Annotated in this window: 16 protein-coding genes and 1 riboswitch; of the genes, 3 read left to right on the top strand and 13 right to left on the bottom strand. The window is 42.1% G+C overall.

What is annotated here, in order from left to right:
* Positions 1 to 125 precede the first annotated feature (125 nt).
* The 11 genes from EV146_RS03095 to EV146_RS26755 all read right to left on the bottom strand — a co-directional run bounded on the left by EV146_RS03095 (position 126) and on the right by EV146_RS26755 (position 10,392).
* Positions 126 to 920 carry an enoyl-CoA hydratase gene (locus EV146_RS03095; protein WP_132001769.1) on the bottom strand — a complete coding sequence of 265 codons (795 nt, stop codon included), beginning with the start codon at positions 918 to 920 and terminating at the stop codon, positions 126 to 128.
* Positions 917 to 1,834, bottom strand: coding sequence for a hydroxymethylglutaryl-CoA lyase (locus EV146_RS03100; RefSeq protein WP_132001772.1), 918 nt, complete (start codon positions 1,832 to 1,834; stop codon positions 917 to 919). Before EV146_RS03100 ends, EV146_RS03095 begins: the two co-directional genes overlap by 4 nt.
* Positions 1,835 to 1,845: 11 nt before the next feature.
* Positions 1,846 to 2,058 (bottom strand): acetyl-CoA carboxylase biotin carboxyl carrier protein subunit, encoded by a 213-nt coding sequence (locus EV146_RS03105; RefSeq protein WP_132001775.1) that lies wholly within the window; start codon positions 2,056 to 2,058, stop codon positions 1,846 to 1,848.
* A 17-nt stretch (positions 2,059 to 2,075) separates the two neighbouring features.
* Positions 2,076 to 3,431, bottom strand: coding sequence for an acetyl-CoA carboxylase biotin carboxylase subunit (locus tag EV146_RS03110; RefSeq protein ID WP_132001778.1), 1,356 nt, complete (start codon positions 3,429 to 3,431; stop codon positions 2,076 to 2,078).
* A 20-nt stretch (positions 3,432 to 3,451) separates the two neighbouring features.
* Positions 3,452 to 5,077 (bottom strand): AMP-binding protein, encoded by a 1,626-nt coding sequence (locus EV146_RS03115; protein ID WP_132002573.1) that lies wholly within the window; start codon positions 5,075 to 5,077, stop codon positions 3,452 to 3,454.
* Positions 5,078 to 5,104: 27 nt separating this feature from the next.
* The gene (locus tag EV146_RS03120) at positions 5,105 to 6,247 is read right to left on the bottom strand and encodes an acyl-CoA dehydrogenase family protein (RefSeq protein ID WP_132001781.1); all 1,143 of its coding nucleotides are present in this window, start codon (positions 6,245 to 6,247) and stop codon (positions 5,105 to 5,107) included.
* 80 nt (positions 6,248 to 6,327) lie between these two features.
* Entirely contained in the window at positions 6,328 to 6,957 is a 630-nt protein-coding gene (locus EV146_RS03125; RefSeq protein WP_241993789.1) for a TetR/AcrR family transcriptional regulator, read from the bottom strand.
* A 336-nt stretch (positions 6,958 to 7,293) separates the two neighbouring features.
* Positions 7,294 to 8,403, bottom strand: coding sequence for a glycine oxidase ThiO (thiO, locus tag EV146_RS03130; RefSeq protein ID WP_132002579.1), 1,110 nt, complete (start codon positions 8,401 to 8,403; stop codon positions 7,294 to 7,296).
* A gap of 101 nt (positions 8,404 to 8,504) precedes the next feature.
* A riboswitch (TPP riboswitch) is annotated at positions 8,505 to 8,614 on the bottom strand.
* Positions 8,615 to 8,760: 146 nt separating this feature from the next.
* A complete protein-coding gene (locus EV146_RS03135) occupies positions 8,761 to 9,423 on the bottom strand; it encodes an urease accessory protein UreH domain-containing protein (protein ID WP_132001784.1) in 663 nt (220 codons plus the stop codon).
* 181 nt (positions 9,424 to 9,604) lie between these two features.
* Positions 9,605 to 9,799, bottom strand: coding sequence for a hypothetical protein (locus EV146_RS03140; RefSeq protein WP_132001787.1), 195 nt, complete (start codon positions 9,797 to 9,799; stop codon positions 9,605 to 9,607).
* A gap of 317 nt (positions 9,800 to 10,116) precedes the next feature.
* A complete protein-coding gene (locus EV146_RS26755; RefSeq protein ID WP_158286982.1) occupies positions 10,117 to 10,392 on the bottom strand; it encodes a hypothetical protein in 276 nt (91 codons plus the stop codon).
* A 322-nt stretch (positions 10,393 to 10,714) separates the two neighbouring features.
* On the opposite strand from EV146_RS26755, the gene EV146_RS03145 reads away from it, so the two are divergent.
* The 3 genes from EV146_RS03145 (at position 10,715) to EV146_RS03155 (ending at position 15,595) form a co-directional block, all read left to right on the top strand.
* On the top strand, positions 10,715 to 10,900 hold the full coding sequence (locus EV146_RS03145; RefSeq protein ID WP_121613160.1) for a hypothetical protein: 186 nt from the start codon (positions 10,715 to 10,717) through the stop codon (positions 10,898 to 10,900).
* A gap of 517 nt (positions 10,901 to 11,417) precedes the next feature.
* Positions 11,418 to 12,335 (top strand): MBL fold metallo-hydrolase, encoded by a 918-nt coding sequence (locus EV146_RS03150; RefSeq protein WP_132002582.1) that lies wholly within the window; start codon positions 11,418 to 11,420, stop codon positions 12,333 to 12,335.
* Between the two features lie 233 nt (positions 12,336 to 12,568).
* Complete coding sequence (locus tag EV146_RS03155) at positions 12,569 to 15,595, top strand: efflux RND transporter permease subunit (RefSeq protein ID WP_132001790.1); 3,027 nt, start codon at positions 12,569 to 12,571, stop codon at positions 15,593 to 15,595.
* 133 nt (positions 15,596 to 15,728) lie between these two features.
* Here the strand turns inward: EV146_RS03155 and EV146_RS03160 are convergent, their stop codons facing one another.
* Both EV146_RS03160 and EV146_RS03165 read right to left on the bottom strand, forming a co-directional pair.
* On the bottom strand, positions 15,729 to 17,096 hold the full coding sequence (locus EV146_RS03160; RefSeq protein WP_132001793.1) for a VWA domain-containing protein: 1,368 nt from the start codon (positions 17,094 to 17,096) through the stop codon (positions 15,729 to 15,731).
* A gap of 277 nt (positions 17,097 to 17,373) precedes the next feature.
* Entirely contained in the window at positions 17,374 to 17,562 is a 189-nt protein-coding gene (locus EV146_RS03165) for a hypothetical protein (RefSeq protein ID WP_121613164.1), read from the bottom strand.
* Positions 17,563 to 17,586 lie beyond the last annotated feature (24 nt).

Consider the following 17,586-nt stretch of genomic DNA (forward strand, 5'->3'; position numbering starts at 1 on the left):
CCTTTTAAAAACTGAAAAAGCCTATTTGGATAGCTGTATAGCGATCTCTTTGAAAGTTTTAGCTTATATTAAATTTTTACAGTCACTCACGAATTTTTATAAAGGTTTGTAATCATTAAAATGGGTTACCTGCCCTTGAATACCGGCGGACGCTTTTCTGCAAATGCCTTTAATCCTTCCAGCCTGTCTTGACTGGGTATAAGGGCACTGTATGCGAGTTCCTCTATTTTCAGCCCGGTTTCAAGGTCCACTTCCAGCCCTTTATTGATCGCGACTTTGGACTGAATAAGAGCAAGCGGAGCATTCTTGGCTATATCTGCCGCCCATTTTAATGCAGTTTCTTGCAGCTGATTTGCCGGGACAGCATATTCCAATAGTCCTATGGACTCTGCCTCCCTCGCATTTAGCCTTTTGGCTGTAAAAATCAGTTCTTTGGCTTTTCCGGGCCCAATCAGCCGCGGGAGCCTCTGTGTCCCGCCTGCACCCGGAATGATGCCTAAAGAGGTTTCTGTCAATCCCATTTGGGCATTCAGTGATCCAATGCGTAAGTCACATGCCAATGCAAGCTCCATGCCTCCTCCGAAAGCAGCACCGTTAAGTGCCGCAATCACTGGCTGCGGCAATGAGGCCAGCTCGCTTACAGCTCCAGCAATTAATCGAACTGTCCGCCTAGCTTCATTTTCGCTCATTTCTTTTCGTTCTTTTAGATCTGCCCCGGCACAAAAGGCCTTTTCCCCTGCTCCTGTAAGAATTACTGCCCGAATATCCCCATCATTCTTTAACTCCTGAAGGATACCATGGAACTCAAAAAGCAGTTTTTTTGACAAGGCATTTGCTGCTTCTGGCCGATTCAAGGTAATGATGGCGACGCTGCTGCTCATTTTTTCTATCAATACGTTTTTAGCTGAACCATCATTCATGAAAAGGACTCCTTTCCTTCCGCACGTTTGATCTCCATCTGTTTGCTTTTGAGCTTTTTGCCAAGTTTCCTTTCTATATATTGAGCGGATTTAATAATCGCATTGAAATCAATACCTGTGTTTATCCCCATCTCATGCAGCATATAGAGCAAGTCTTCAGTAGAAACATTGCCTGAAGCTCCTCTGGCATAGGGGCACCCCCCTAAACCTCCCAAGGAACTGTCGAAAATAGTAATTCCCATTTCAAGCGACTTCACGATATTGGCCAGCGCCGTTCCCCTCGTATCATGAAAATGCATGGCCAGACGATTGGGGCCGAAATGAGGCAATAGTTCTTCAAGTAAACACTCAACCTGATTCGGGACAGCCACACCAATTGTATCCCCCAGGGAAATTTCATCAATGCCCATGTTAAATAAGTGGTCAGCCACCTTTCTTACCTCAGCGGGAGCTACCGGTCCATCGTAAGGGCAGGCGATAACGGTCGAAATATATCCCCTGACTGTTTTCCCCGCCATTTTCGCCTCTTTTACTACTTCACCGAGAATGGGGTAGGTTTCATTAATGCTTTTGTTAATATTTCTCACGTTGTGACCCTCGCTGGCTGACATGAAAACACTGATTTCATCGACATTGCTTTCCAGGGCGCGGTCAAGTCCCTTGATGTTTGGCACAAGCGAAGCATAGGTAACAGATGGATTCCTTTTAATGCCCTTTAGCACCTCTAGTGCGTCTGCCAGCTGGGGAATCCATTTTGGATGAACAAATGAGCTTGCTTCTATATACGAAAGCCCCGTCCTGGATAATGAGTCGATCCATGAAATTTTATCAGCTGTTGCCACAAGGTGTTTTTCATTTTGCAAACCGTCCCTGGGACCAACTTCCTTAATGGTGACGCTTTTTGGGAGTTTCATAGATTTGCCTCCTATTCCACTTCCAAAAGGACGTCAGTATCGTTAACAAAGTCCCCTTCCTGCACAAGTACCTTTGTGACCGTTCCATCTGCTTCAACAGCAACGGGGATTTCCATCTTCATGGATTCAAGAATAACAACTTCCTGTCCCGCTTTGACTTCGTCCCCTTCCTTCACTAAAATCTTCCAGACACTTCCTGCCATTCCGGCTTCTATTTTGCTCATGATTTTCTCCTCCTATTCTATAAAGATGGTAAAAGGGGTAGGTAATATTCATTGACAAAGTTGGTATTGATTTTTCCAGCTAAAAACTGTTCATGACTGACCGTCTTAATCAGCATCGGAATATTCGTTTTAATTCCGTCAATTTTATAGTCTTCCAAGGCTGCTTTCACCCTAGAACAAGCCACCTGCCTTGTCTCGCCCCAGGCGATGAGCTTGGCAATCATCGGATCATAAAAGGGAGTTACCTGTGTACCAGCCTCAATTGCACATTCATTGCGGATCCCCTCACCCTTAGGGAGTTCAAAATTGGTTATTTTCCCTGGTGAAGGCAAAAAGGTTTTTGGGTCTTCAGCATAGATTCTGACTTCAATCGCATGCCCTTTTCGGTAAACATCCCCGCGAGTAAGTGTAAGCGGATTTCCAGCAGCCACCTTTATCTGCTCTTCGACCAGGTCGAGTCCGGTAATCTCCTCGGTAACTGGATGCTCCACCTGTAATCTTGTATTCATTTCAAGAAAATAGAAATTTTGTTCTTTATCTACTAAAAACTCGATTGTACCCGCATTTGAATAGCCTATATGCCGGGCTGCCTGAACAGCAGCACTTAGCATTTTTTCCCGTGTCTCCATACTGATGAACGGAGAAGGGGCTTCTTCAACTACTTTTTGGTTGCGGCGCTGGATTGAGCATTCTCTTTCAAAGAGCGGGACGATATTTCCATATGAATCGGCTAAAATCTGCACTTCAATATGGTGTGGCTCAGAAATGTACTTTTCAAGGAACATGGCTCCATTCCCAAAAAAAGATTGGGCACGCTTCTGATTGCCGGCAAAGGCGTTACCAAGCTCTTCCTCAGATCGAACAAGCTGCATACCGATTCCCCCGCCGCCTGCTGAAGCCTTTAGCATAAGTGGATATCCAATTTGTTTTGCAGCCAATTTGGCTTCTTCTTCATTTTCAAGAGAGGTATTGATTCCTTCTATGATTGGTACTCCCGCTTCCTTCATTGTTTTGCGGGCTTCTATTTTGCTGCCCATTGAAGCAATAATTTCTGGTTCCGGACCAATAAATACAATCCCTTCGACCTTGCACCTTGCTGCAAAGCCTGCATTCTCCGATAAAAGGCCATAACCTGGGTGTATGGCTTCGGCTCCGCTAGTTTTGGCAGCGGCGATAATCCCGTCCACATTCAAATAGCTTAGGTGGACAGGGGGCTTCCCAATACAATAGGCTTCATCAGCTTCACGCACGAAAAGAGAGTCTGCATCTGCTTCTGAATAAACGGCAACTGTTTCTATCCCCATTTTTTTACAAGTTCGAATGACCCTTAAGGCGATTTCGCCACGGTTTGCAATTAAAATTTTCGAGAACAAGGAAATTCTCCTCTCTTCGATTAGGTTAAAAGATTGATAGACTGCTCACGCAGCTTAAATTTCTGAATTTTTCCAGATGCAGTCATTGGATAAGCATCTGTAAAGAAAATGTGACTTGGAATTTTGTGCCGGGAGATCTTTCCTTTAAAATAGTCTTTTATCTCCTCCGCCGTAGCCGTTTCTCCCTCTTTCAAAATAATCCAGGCCATGACTTCCTCGCCAAAAATTTTATCTGGGACGCCTACTATTTGCGCATCCAAAACTTTCGGATGTGTGTAAAGAAACTCTTCAATTTCACGTGGATAGATGTTTTCTCCGCCGCGGATGATCATATCTTTGAGGCGCCCGGTTATTCGGCAATAGCCTTTTTCATCCATTACAGCCAAATCTCCGGTATGAAGCCAGCCTTCCTCATCTATTGCCTCCCTGGTTGCTTCAGGATTTTTATAATAACCTTTCATTACATGATAGCCTCTTGTACAAAGCTCTCCTTGGACATTCGGTGGCAGCCCTTGATCTGTTCCTGGTTCCACAATCTTAACCTCGACGTTAGGGAGCGCCCTGCCAACACTCTCCACCCGCAGGTTAACCGGATCGTTCGTACGTGTCTGGGTTATGACAGGAGAGGATTCGGTCTGTCCGTAACAAATGGTTATCTCAGTCATATTCATTTTGGACATAACCTTCTTCATTACTTCAACAGGGCAATTGGAACCAGCCATCACTCCTGTGCGCAAGGTTGATACATCGTATTTTTCAAAATTTGGATGGTTCAATTCAGCAATGAACATTGTTGGAACCCCATGGAGAGCCGTACATTTCTCTTTTTCAACCGTGCGAAGCACAGTTTCAGGTTCAAATTCCTGTACGGGCACCATTGTTGCCCCTACACTTACAGCTGCAAGTGTGCCTATCACACATCCGAAGCAATGAAAGAAAGGGACGGGTATGCAAAGCCTGTCTTCATCTGTCAGTTTCATACATGAGGCGATATTAAAAGCATTATTCGTTAAATTGGTATGTGTTAGCATGACACCTTTTGGAAAACCGGTAGTTCCCGAGGTATATTGCATATTGATGACATCATCCGGTTCCAATGAAGCCGATACTTCCTGGAGTTCGCAAGTCGAAACTTGCTCACCCATCTTGATAACGTCGGACCAGTTAAACGCTCCATTGTATTTCGTTTCACCGAGAATGATGACATTTTTTAACATCGGCAGCCTTTTGGACTGCAGCTTTCCAGGTTCCGCTGTTTTCAATTCAGGGCAGAGTTCATAAATCGTATCGATGTAGGAGTTGCCCCTGTATTCTTCAATTAAGAAAATGGACGTACTTTCAGATTGCCTTAAGAGGTACTCCAATTCGGAAGATCGATAGTTCGTATTTACTGTGACTAGGACTGCCCCCATTTTACCTGTACCGAATTGCAGGCTGACCCATTCTGGGACATTTGACGCCCAGACAGCCACATTTTCACCTTTTTTAATTCCTAACGTTATTAAGCCTTTGGCTACTTGTTCGCATAGATCATTGAATTCTCTGTACGTATAACGGAGACCGCGGTCGGTGTATACCAGGGCCTCATGGTCTGGTATTTCTTGTGCCCTGTCAGCCAACAGCCCTCCTACTGTTTTACGGATTATTCCGGTCATCCTAAATCCCTCCCACCTTTAGCATCCTAAATGGCGTGCAATCACTAAACGCTGGATCTCAGATGTCCCTTCACCTATTTCCATCAGCTTCATGTCGCGCAAATGACGTTCTACATCATATTCCTTCATATAACCATATCCCCCGTGAATCTGAATAGCCTGATTGCACACTCGGAATCCAGCTTCCGAAGCAAATAGTTTCGCATACGCAGATTCCTTTCCGAATGGCTTTCCTTGATCCTTCAGCCATGCCGCTTTGTAAACCATATTGCGCGCCAATTCAATTTCCATTGCCATGTCTGCAAGCTTAAATTGAATGGCCTGAAAACTGGAAATCGATTGGCCGAACTGCTGGCGCTCCTTTGAATACTGAAGCGCCTTTTCAAAAGCAACCTGGGCAATCCCAACGGAAAGTGCTGCAATTGAAATCCGGCCGCCATCAAGAGTGTACAAAAACTGGCTGAACCCTTTTTTTTCATCACCAAGCAGGTTTTCCCGAGGCACCCGGACATCCTCAAGTACGATTTCACACGTATTCGAACCTCGGACCCCCATTTTGTCATAATTACAGGAAATGGTAACCCCTTTGGCATCTGCAGGAACGATGATGGCCGATACAATATTGCGGCCATTCCCCTTTTTCCCTGTGACAGCGGTTACAATAATTTGGCGGGAAAATCCTGCATTGGTGATCCAGCACTTCTCTCCATTGATGACCCACTCGTCGCCATCCAGCACGGCTTTTGTCCTGGTTCCACCTGCATCTGATCCCGCATTGGGTTCTGTCAATCCAAATGCCCCCATTGTTTCCCCTTTCGCCATAGGCACCAGCCATTCCTGCTTTTGTTCCTCCGTTCCGAAGTAATAAATTGGGCTGGCCCCCAGACTTGTATTGGCTGCGTAGCTTAAGCCTGTTCCGCCGCACGCTTTGCCAATCTCTTCGACAGCAATGCAATAAGAAATGGTATCTCCTCCGGCACCTCCATATTTTTCCGAGAACGGAATGCCCAGCAGCCCAAGCTTCCCTAATTTCTCAAAGGTTACATCTCGCATTTTCGACGTTTCATCCACTTCTCGTGCATATGGCTTAATTTCTTTTTCGGCAAAATCTCTTACCATTTCCTGCAGCATTTTTTGTTCTTGAGTCAAATCGAAATTCATCGTTTTTCCTCCTCTTAAATAAAGGCTATATTTGGTACCGACCAGTCGGTCTGTCCTCTGTTTTTAAATAGCCAGCTGCTTTATTGACGCTGACTTTTGAGTAAATAGGTTTCTGCTGCTATATCCTTCATACCCTTTTCCGTTATAAGAGAATGAAGGATTAAATCATTAAAAATGAGGGCGATAGAATCAATTGATAGAGCCCCGTCTTTTTTATACCATTTGTAGGTCCAATTAATCATGCCGATAATCGACATTGTGGATATCTCGGCAGGAACTTCAGAGCGAAAATCTCCGTTGGATTGACCCTCGCTAATTACCTGAAGAATAATTTTCCTGTACTCGTCTCGTTTTTCATTAATCAGCTGTTGATATTCCCTTGCAAGATAGGCGCTTTCCTGATAAAAAACGGTTATATGTGGTTTGTAGAGGTCAAATACTTTTGTAAATGATTGGATGATTGCGCATAAACGGGAAACTGGTGTATCAAAGTTATCATATGCTTCCCTTGCCTTATCGAGAACATAGGAGATAAAAAGATCGTGGATATAAAACAGCAGCTCATCTTTGGATTTAAAATTGTGGTAAAAGCCCCCTTTCGACGTTTGCGAATCATCAACAATCTGGCCGACACTCACTCCGTGATATCCATGCTTTTCAAATAAGTTGATAGCGCTTTCAATAATTCTTTCTTTAAGGGTTTTTTTCATTTTCATCATCCTTTGAGTCGTATCTTACCATAGGTATAAACTGAATATCAAATATTTTCTGAATTGTTTCTCCAGGTATGTTCAAAGTGCTAACCGGCATCAAATACAGCTGCAGACCTAAACTCCATTTGGGCTTACTTACTTCAAAACAACCCTGTCTATTCCCTCTTTCAAAAGCTTCCAAATATGCTTAATTTCTTGTTTGGGATTTAACATAACTGGATACAAAATAGCCCTGGCAGAAGACATTAACCAAGGCTATTTGATAAAAAGGAAATGCTTATTGTTTCAGGATATTCAGGTCGAATTCTTGAAGCACTTCAAAGGTTTTCTATGTTAAGCAAAGACCTCGTGCCTACGTTCGATTTTAAATGCTTCTCTCCATTTTTTATTTACCTCTTTTCCAAGGATTAGATTACTAATCATTTTCCCTGTTCCAGGTGCCAGGAGTATGCCATTCCTAAAATGTCCTGCCGCAAATAATAGACCCTCTTGTTCCGGGTGGCGGCCTATAAATGGTTTCTTGTCAAATGTTTGGGGACGAAGGCCGGCCCATGTGGAACCGATCTCCATTTCACCGATTTCAGGCATCATTTTCTTAGCGTGTACAATTAATTTTTCTATACCGCCTAGCGAAGGTCTTTCATTCCAATCGTTCTCTACCATCGTTGCACCTATGACAAGACTACCGTTCATCCTTGGCACGATGTATTGGTGTTCATGGAAAAGTGTATGATTCAGGACCGTTCCTCTATTCCAAACTGACAAACATTCGCCTTTTACCGGGACTATCCGGTTTGAGAGACCCATTGACTCAAAAAATGAATTGCTCCACAGCCCACTTGCAACCACAACGTATTGCGCTTCTACCTCTCCTGCCGGGGTCTTGATTAAATAGGTGCTTTCTTGTTTTTGAATATCATAAACCTGTGTATACTCATGCAACTCAGCTCCCAGCACACTTGCGGATATACCAAGGCCTTTACAGACTGCTTCTGGAACTACGCTGACGTCGTCTTCTATGTAAGCTGCTCCCAATATTAAGGGCGAAATGGTACTTTCGTTCGAAATTACTTGATTTGCGTCGAGCCAGTCAACAGTTGGCAAAGCACATAAAGATTCCATTTCTTTTTTCTCCTTCTCCGTATAGGCCAGTTTGTAAATCCCCCCTTTACACAAACTGATATCTATCTTGCTAAGCTCTCTTATCTCCTTTTCCAGCTTGAAATACTCCAGTTGACTGTTTCTTGCAAAAGGATAGAATATATTCATATCATCACATTCCGAATGAGCACCAAGCATACCAGCAGCTGCACTTGTTGTCTTACCGCCAAGTTCTCCACTCTCAAATAAACCAACCTTTAAATTTTCTTTCGCCAGATAGTATGCAATTGAACAGCCAATGATTCCGCCGCCTATTATGGCTGCGTCATAATATTTTTTCATAAGTATTTTCCAGCCCTTCTGTATAAACGTATTTTTCAAAAATAAAACCACTTCCCTATAATAGAAAAGTGGACTGGAAATTAAAGGCTGTCTTGGCGCTTGAAAATACCGCTCCACTTCCCTACGCAGGTTCTAACCTGTTCAGGTGATAAGAGTTTCAAAGTACCTACTTTGCTCTCAGCCCTTATCAAAGGCTCCCCTAGTGATTTTAATTGTCATATCACATTATACATAATAAACGAAATATTACAACATTTAATCACGGACACCAGCAGTACAACCCGTAAATTGTTCTTGCTCCTGGCCCCTGGAGTATGGGTGGCTCCCTTTCATCATGATTACTATTTCCTTTATTACCTACTGAATCCAAAGCTTAAACAGGCCCTCCGTGACGCCGAGATTGTACATATAGTAAAATCCGAAAACCGCGCTGATCAGGCCTGTGAGTCTTGCAAAACCTGTATTCAGGTTTATATTTTTTGTGCTTAATATGAATGGAATGCCAATTATTGTGGTAAAGCACAGCATTCCAATGATTGTGCCGGCGCCAAATATCATAATATATAGCACACCTTCCCAAATGCTGCTGACAGTGCTCATGGTCAGCAAGATCATGGCTGCACTTCCTGCTAATCCATGAATGAACCCCATAAAAATAGACTTTCCATATGGGACCCTTGGAGACTTTACATGATGGCTTTGGGATTCTGGATGCCGGCTATTTAGTGAAAGGAAAGCAGAAACTCCAAAATAAACAAGCATAATCCCCACCAGGAATTCCAGGGACATTGCCCACTTCTCAGGAATTTCCCCCTTCAATAGAATAATCGAAACTCCTGCCAGAAAAAGAGTGGCCGTATGGCCAATACCCCAAAACACCCCGGTCAGTGCCGAAGTAGACAATTTTCTGCTTTGCCCAGCAACTGTTGACACAGCGATCACATGATCAGGTTCCACAGCATGTTTAATACCCAAAATAAAACCAAGACTTAAAATCGAAAGCAATCCAACTTCCTCCACTTACTTTCCCCCTATATGTATGTGTCTAACAATAAAAAATAGATTTTTTAACTTTATATGTTACATTTTATAACATTTCCTTAAATTTGAAAACAAAAAAAAGGAGCGATAGGCTCCATTAACGAAGGATAGATGGGAAAGATTAATTAAAGTTCTGCAGTATTTCTAAAACGCATGCCATCTATTCAGGAAAACTTGAATCATTTGGTTTCAGCAAAACGTCCTCCCGGCTTTCCTTTTCAGATGACCGTTCGGGATAATCTGCTGAATCCTGAGCCTTTGTAAAACCGGAACTACGTTCTTCCCGATTTGTTAATGCATCAAGCTCCGGCAAAAAAGGACTTGGCGTAAAAGGATAGTCATATTTCTTTTTCATTGGGATCACCTCTTTTTTTTAAGGAAACGCCGCCTTATTATGCCCCATTATTAGCGGTGCAACCAACCCTCAAAGAAGTGCCCCCTTACAAAATATATAAATGTAAGGTGATCAGGATAAAATTAATGCAAACTTTTGTAACCATCTAATCAACACATCCTGTTCTCAGAATTGTTTCCTACAATCGTTACATGTTAAAAGTAGCATAAATATATTAAAAGGATGTGAAGTCACCATTAAGAGTTGGTTTTTGTACGGAAGTACTTGTGCATTAACGGAGCATACTTCCTTTTCTTCTGCCATACATAAATGGCCTATCAGCTCCCATGGAGATATTCCAACATTGTTGACAAGGAAGCTTTAACATCTATCGGAAGGGACGTACCAAACTCCCATAGGATTGTTTTGCACAACCTTGCTGACCCGCTTACAGCCTTGGCTAATGCCATTAAGCAGAGCTGCAATTGTTCAGGATCGACAGAACACAGAAATTTAAAGCCAATCTTCTCATTTTTATTGGTGTTATGCATAGAAGGCTCATTAAGCTGCTGAATGGCTAAGGCCCCAACATCGGTGCGTTGTTCTCTGAACATTCATTCCATCAAGGCTTTTCAATGTGCCACGGGTTCCACCTAATGTTAATGTTTATATGATCTCATAATCATAAATCCTGTTTTTAAACCTCCTATATTTTTATAAGTTAAATGCAAAAAGTCTCGAGCCATTTACCTTTTGCTCGAACACTAGCAGCACCGCGTCGTAAAATGTAAAAAAACACTAGGTTTATTAAAGAATATGGTGGTAATTGTAGAGAAGTTTTTACTATTTGCAGCAGGAAAAAAAATTCCCCTTTCGAAAATTAATAAGTAAGACGAATCAGATGTCTAACGAAAATGTTGAAAGGTGGAAAAGATCGTGGCTATGGATTTAACCCTGCAGCAGCTCGTTGAAAATTTACCTAAATCCCTGTTGAATGCATCTGATCGAGATTTGGAAGGATTTCAGAAAATCATTGAAGAAACGGTTAAATTAAGAGAAGGACATCGAAATTTACAAAGAATGGTGAAAAACTTCTCGACTTCCACTATCCAGCGTTCATAATTGGGAGAAAATGAAACGTAGATGAAGGAGGAGGGGAGTATCCTTCCCCTTTTTATTTTCTTATTCGGTGTTACTATGTTTACATAATATATTTATATTAAACATAAAGTCTCTTTTTCATTTTAATCTTTTCTACGTGATGTTTCCTCTTTCTTCATCCCATTCTGTCTTAATGACCGGTTTCCCTGTTTGCTCTTTAGCTGGGGAATCATAAACGGATTCATAACGACCCTTTCCTATCTGTTTCTTCGATTAGGGCATCATACGCATTCAGGACGTCCTATTGCTATTCATTTCTCAAATTTAGGACATTAAAAAGCTTGCATAATCTTTGGGTTCCATACTCTATTTTTTCTTAACGATTTAAGATTTCTAAATCTTTCACCAATATTCCTCCCCACAGTAACTCTCGGTACAAAACCCACTTCATTATTTGTATTCACAACGTCTATTTATTTTAAAAATCTCAAGGGAATCGTTATAATTAATAAAAATTCCTTAAAAAGGTGATTGGATGATGCCAAGAAGATATACCAATCTTAACGATGTCTCAAATAAAAAAAACTTCAGGGACATGTTGAAATGGATGAAAGAAAGAAGAGGCAAGGTGAAGAATTTAGCTTTTAGTATTGAACAATGTCCCGAAAAAAAGATCGCCGAGATAAAGGAAAACAGGGAAAAGACTTCTTATACCTGGATTGGCCATTCAACCTTTCTGATCCAAATGAACGGACTCAATATTTTGACAGATCCTGTTTGGGCAAAGAGGATGGGTGTCCAAAAAAGACTCACTGAGCCAGGCATCCCTTTGAAGGAACTGCCAAATATTGACGCAGTGATCATTTCCCATGCCCACTATGATCATTTGGACTTTCCTACTCTCAAGCAATTGAAAGGAACTCCGCATTATTTTGTACCGGCCGGGTTAAAAACGCTATTTAACAGGAAAGGCTATCAGAATGTCACAGAAATGAACTGGTGGGAATACCGGCAGTACAAAGACATGACTTTTCATTTTGTTCCTGCCCAGCACTGGACGAGAAGAAGTTTAGGAGATATGAATACATCACATTGGGGCGGGTGGATCCTTCAGGGCACTACTCCTTCTAATACCATGTATTTTGTTGGTGATACGGGCTATTTTGACGGCTTTAAGGAGATTGGGTCGAGATTTAACATCGATACGGTCTTCATGCCAATCGGCGCTTATGAACCTGAATGGTTCATGGCTGACTCGAATATTTCCCCAGAAGACAGCGTGCAAGCCTTCATTGAATTAAAGGCCAAAACCTTTGTCCCGATGCATTATGGAGCCTACCGTCTGGCAGACGACACAGGGCCTGAGGCTCTTGATCGCTTAGTGAAAGAATGGAAAAGTAAAAAGCTGCCAATGGAAAAATTAAGGGCCCTTCGTATAGGCGAATCCTTCATTTAGCACATTTACATTAGTATTCAAGAAGCTCCAATTCACTTTGGATTGGGGCTTTTCAGCATTTCGTCAAGGATAATTTCTTCCTCAGACACGAAATCACCTTTTTGAAGCGGCCTTAAATGTCTCTTTTGTAAATTCTGTTTTAATTTTTTTGCCCTTCCGTTCTTTTTTAAGAACAACCGTGATATGCTAATTCTGCTTTTGTATTTTCTTCCATTTTGAAAGGGGATCATTTTATGTCTTGGTTTACTAAATGGGCTTTTCGCAACAAAGCTGCTGTTACCATCATGTCAATCCTGATCCTGGGTCTGGGTGTTCTCAGTTATGCCAGCCTGCCCATGGAATTTATGCCTGCAGCTGATAATCCGCAAGTGACCATTGTTGTGCTTGGCCAGGGAACCGACTCTGATACCATGCAGGAACAAGTCACTTCGCCAATTGAAAATGCTGTAGCCGGAGTAAAGGGAAAAAAGAATGTCTTTTCAACTACGGGAGATGGTTATTCAAAAATCGATATCTTTTATGATTCAAAAACTGTAATGAAGGAGGCAAAGCAGGAGGTACAGGAAGCTCTCAATGCCATAACGCTTCCTTCCTATGTTTCAAAACCCAATGTAGTGCAATTGAATACCTCGATGATTCCAGTATCCCAGATTGCTGTAACCTTTCAGGATGGATTGACTCCTGGCAATATTGAATTGGCTAAGGAAGAGTTTGTTCCTGCGCTCAAAGACATAGACGGAGTTGCAAGTGTCCAATTGATGGGCACATCAGCATCTTATATTTCCGTCAAGGTGGATGATCAAAAACTTGAAAAGCAACGGGTTCCATTTCAAACCATAATAGCCATCCTACAGGGTCATACCTCTTCCCTTGCGATTGGAGAATCAACCATTGACGGAAAGTCCAGTAACATTAAGGTCATCGGCAATATTGACAGCCTCGACAAATTGGAATCCTTGCCAGTTGCTCCTGAGGTCGCATTAAAAGATATTGCTGATATTTCAATCAAGGAGCCAGAAAATACTGTAAACCATGTGAATGGCGAAGAAGGATTATTTGCCATCGTTACAAAAGACAGTTCCTCCAATACAGTAACCATAAGCAAAGAAATGGATCAGACTGTGGAAAACCTGAACAAAAAGTACCCTCAATCAGAAACAACGGTTCTCATGGATATTTCTGATATGGTGGAAACATCTGTCCATTCGATGATCAAAGAAGTTCTTCTAGGTGCCCTATTTGCCACCATCGTCATTATGCTGTTTCTCCGGAACCTCAGGACAACGTTTATTACCATTGTTTCGATCCCATTATCACTATGTTTTACTTTGTTTCTGCTATCCCGTTCAGGTATTACGCTAAACATTCTCACACTCGGCGGTGTAGCAGTCGCTGTCGGCCGGCTTGTGGATGACAGCATAGTCGTCATTGAAAACATCTTCAGAAAAATGCAGCACGAAAAATTTTCAGTTCCAATGATTATCGAAGCAACAAAAGAGGTAGGCGCTGCCATTACATCTTCAACGCTGACCACCGTAGCTGTCTTCCTTCCAATAGGGCTTGTCAGTGGCTCATTGCAGGAGTTTGTCCTGCCTTTTGCCCTCACAATTACCTACTCGCTGCTTGCATCACTCATTGTCGCTCTGACAGTTGTACCATTAATGAGTGCAGGCTTGCTTAAAAATACAAAGATGCCAAAACACAAGCCCGCACGTCATTTCACAAGATTTGTTACTTGGTCATTGAACCACAAATGGGTAGTCCTGACTGTTTCCTTTCTATTGTTTATTGGATCAATCGGCACCTATGTGATAATGCCCAAAGGCGCAATCGACAATTCAACTTCAGATTTTGTTCTAGCAACATTGAGCTATCCCAACGATACTCCTATAGAAAAGGTAAAGGAAAGCTCACTCCATTTCGAGGACTTTATTTTAAATCAGGAAGAAGTAAAATACACCATCACCCAAATGGGGAATTCTGCAGAGACCGCCCAGTACGGGGAAGTTGGTTCCCCTACGGAAACAAGCTTTTCTTTAATTTTGAAGGATAAAGAAGATACTGACAGAATTATTGACCGTATTGCAAGGCAAAAAGAAAATTACCCGGGAGCAGAACTTATGGTTTCAGCTTCGGGTATGATGGGCTCTGCATCCACCCAGATTACGATTGATATCTTGGGCGACTCAATTGAGGACCTTGAAGACACAGCCGTGGAGATTAAAGAGAATTTAAGCGAGTTGTCAGGTATTGAAAAAGTCACAACCAACTTCGAAGAGAAAAAGACGGTCTACTCCCTTGCAGTGGATCCAGCTAAGGCCAACTCTGAACAAGTAGCACAGCAGTTAGGGATGATGCTTAATCGTTCGCCTTTGGGCTCTGTTTTGCTTGATAACCAGCGAACCTCAGTATTCCTTGAGCCACTCGTTGATGCAAAATCTGCCGGGGATCTGAAGGGTATCCCAATCCTCACCCAATCAGGTCTACGTCCAGCCTCGGAGCTTGCCAAGTTAAATAAAAGCGAAGAGTCAACCAGTGAATTTCACAAAGATGGTGATTTATATGTGAGGGTTACAGCAAACATTGATTCCGGGAATATTTCACAAATTTCCAAAGATATCAATGAAACCCTTTTTGGCAATAAAGATTCTGACGGAATGGACTTTCCTGATAATGTCGAGGTCCTTGTCGGGGGAGCAAGCGTTCAGCAAGCAGATGACTTTGCAGATTTATTCATAACCATGATCGCTTCTGTCGGGATCGTCTTTCTTATCATGGTTATAACCTTTAAAACCATTCGTGCACCTTTTGCCATTCTGTTCTCATTGCCCCTGGCAGCTATTGGAGCCATTCTTGGACTGCTCATATCAGGAATTTCCGTTAACGAGACTTCCCTGCTGGGTGCACTTATGCTGATTGGCATTGTTGTCACCAATGCCATTGTACTATTGGACTGCATTAAACAAAATGAAGAAAAAATGACCATCCGTGATGCCATCGTGGAAGCTTCAGCAGTCCGGATGCGGCCAATACTCATGACCGCTGTTGCCACCATCAGTGCGATGCTTCCTCTTCTCTTTAAAAAAGCAGAAACAGGGGTTCTAGTCTCTCAAAATCTTGCCGTGGTGGTCATCGGCGGCCTTGCTGTCGCAACCTTGCTTACATTGGTTGTCATTCCAGTGATTTATGAACTGCTGCACTTTAAGACATCAAAAAAACAGCACCTTGGCAGCACAAAGGATGAGTCGGTGACTCTTTAAGAATTTCTAAAAAAAAGGAGTGTCCACCGTTAAAGGGACACTCCTTTATAATCAAAAGTTCGGCTCTTACCATTATTTGATTTACGCTCTTAACACTCTATATGTCTTAATACCTATGAAAGGCTATCAGTCTCTAAAACTTATACTTTTCCTTCATTTCTTCCCCTTTTGCTTTAACAGCTTCCTTCATTGTTTCTCCTTCATTGACAACCGCCTCCTTTAGTTCCTCATAAACTGGGTCGAAATGCTCTTTTAAAATATCGTAGCGCTGATCAATCAGACTGTCTACTTCAGTTCTCGTCTCCCAGCTGATTTGTTCCTGGCTCTGCAAATAGGAGGATGCTTCTTTCAGACGGCTCCGTTCATCGTTATGAAGTGTGTTGAATTTACTTTTTGCATCCCATAATTCATTCGTTTTCTTATTTTGCTCTGTCCATATTTCATTCCAGTTTTTGTTGCTCCAATTCCACCATTCATTCCACAGTCTTCTTCGTTCATCTTCCCATAATTTTTTAAAATCATCTGCCGATTGAACCGTTTCAAACTGTCCCCCTCCTGCATTGGCAATATCAATAAGCTGCTTTTGCCCGGAATTATCAACGTCGAACCCAATAATGTTAACAACGGCTTCAATGTTCGAATCATGCAGCTCTTTAGCAGCCTTTACAGGATCTCCATCACAGGTTTCGACTCCATCACTTACTACATAAATGATATTCTTGCCTGGTTTATTTGCTTTTTCAAAATCCGCTTTCGCTTCATTAATCGCTTTTGCAATCGGTGTCCAGCCGGTAGGCTGGGCTGCATCTAATGCTTTTTCAAAATCACTGGCATTATAAGGCTTCAAATCGTATATCATTTCCGTGCTCTCGCAGGAAATCTTTTTGTCGCTGTCACTGTTGCTCCCCTTGTGTCCATATACTCGAAGTGACACATTGGCATCTTCAGGCATTGTGGAGACAAACTCATTGATTGCATCGGTAGCGAGTTCCATTTTTGTTTTACCGCCGATTTTCTGTGCCATGCTTCCGCTTGCATCAAGCAGGATGGAGATATTGGCATTTACGCCGACTTCACCGTTCGCATCAATTTGCATTCCTCCTGGAGCCTGGCTAATGACCGTTTCAATACTCGGATTGAAATCTTTAAAATAGTCGTAATGAGGTTTATAATTTTCTCCTTCAGCTATTAATCCCAATAAAGTGCCGTAAATTTCAAAACTATCTTTTTCTAGAAAATTATCTTCATTCAATTCCTTATGTACAATTGCGGTATTGTATTTAGTTCCAGCATATTGACCTGGATTTTCTTCTAAAATTTCCGGAACTGTCGATGAAATCTTAACCTCTTCTTCCGCTTTCTCAGATTCATCATCAGCCTTTTTTTCCTGCTCTTCCCGGGAATTGTTCTTATTCTCTCCAGACACTTGTTCATCTGAACCGCAAGCTGCAAGGAATAGAGCTGCTAATAATAAAATAAAAAAGTAATAATTTTTCCTCATAGGTTATTCATACCTCCCATTATTAAACACAGATAGATAAAATTTCCTTATCCATCGTACCAAATTACACTCTTGTTTTACTACGGAAGTATGATATTAATGATTAAAATCGAACATTCATCCTAAGAAACTTGCAATATACCATTTTCCCAAGCCTGATTTGGACGTTTTTACCCATGACTTATGTCACATAAAAAAATACTTCAATTTCCCCCAAAAAAAACGGCCCCCTTTGGAAACCGTTGTTGGTTAGATGATCTAGTACCAATGTCGCAGATTATTCCTGGCCTTCAAATAAATCCCTGCTGTCTGGCCTCCGGTCTGCAGTAATATCCCGATAAGGCATAATCAGCTTTTTTGCCTCTTCATAATCCATTTCAGACGTTTCACTCAGAAATCGGTTAATGGCTTCATCAGGATACCCATACTCACGCAGCAATATATCAAGATTTTCCTTATTATCCATCCTTGCTCTCCTCACTCTCATCAT

Source organism: Mesobacillus foraminis (assembly GCF_004340465.1).
GTDB classification, from domain to species: Bacteria; Bacillota; Bacilli; order Bacillales; family Cytobacillaceae; genus Mesobacillus_B; species Mesobacillus_B foraminis.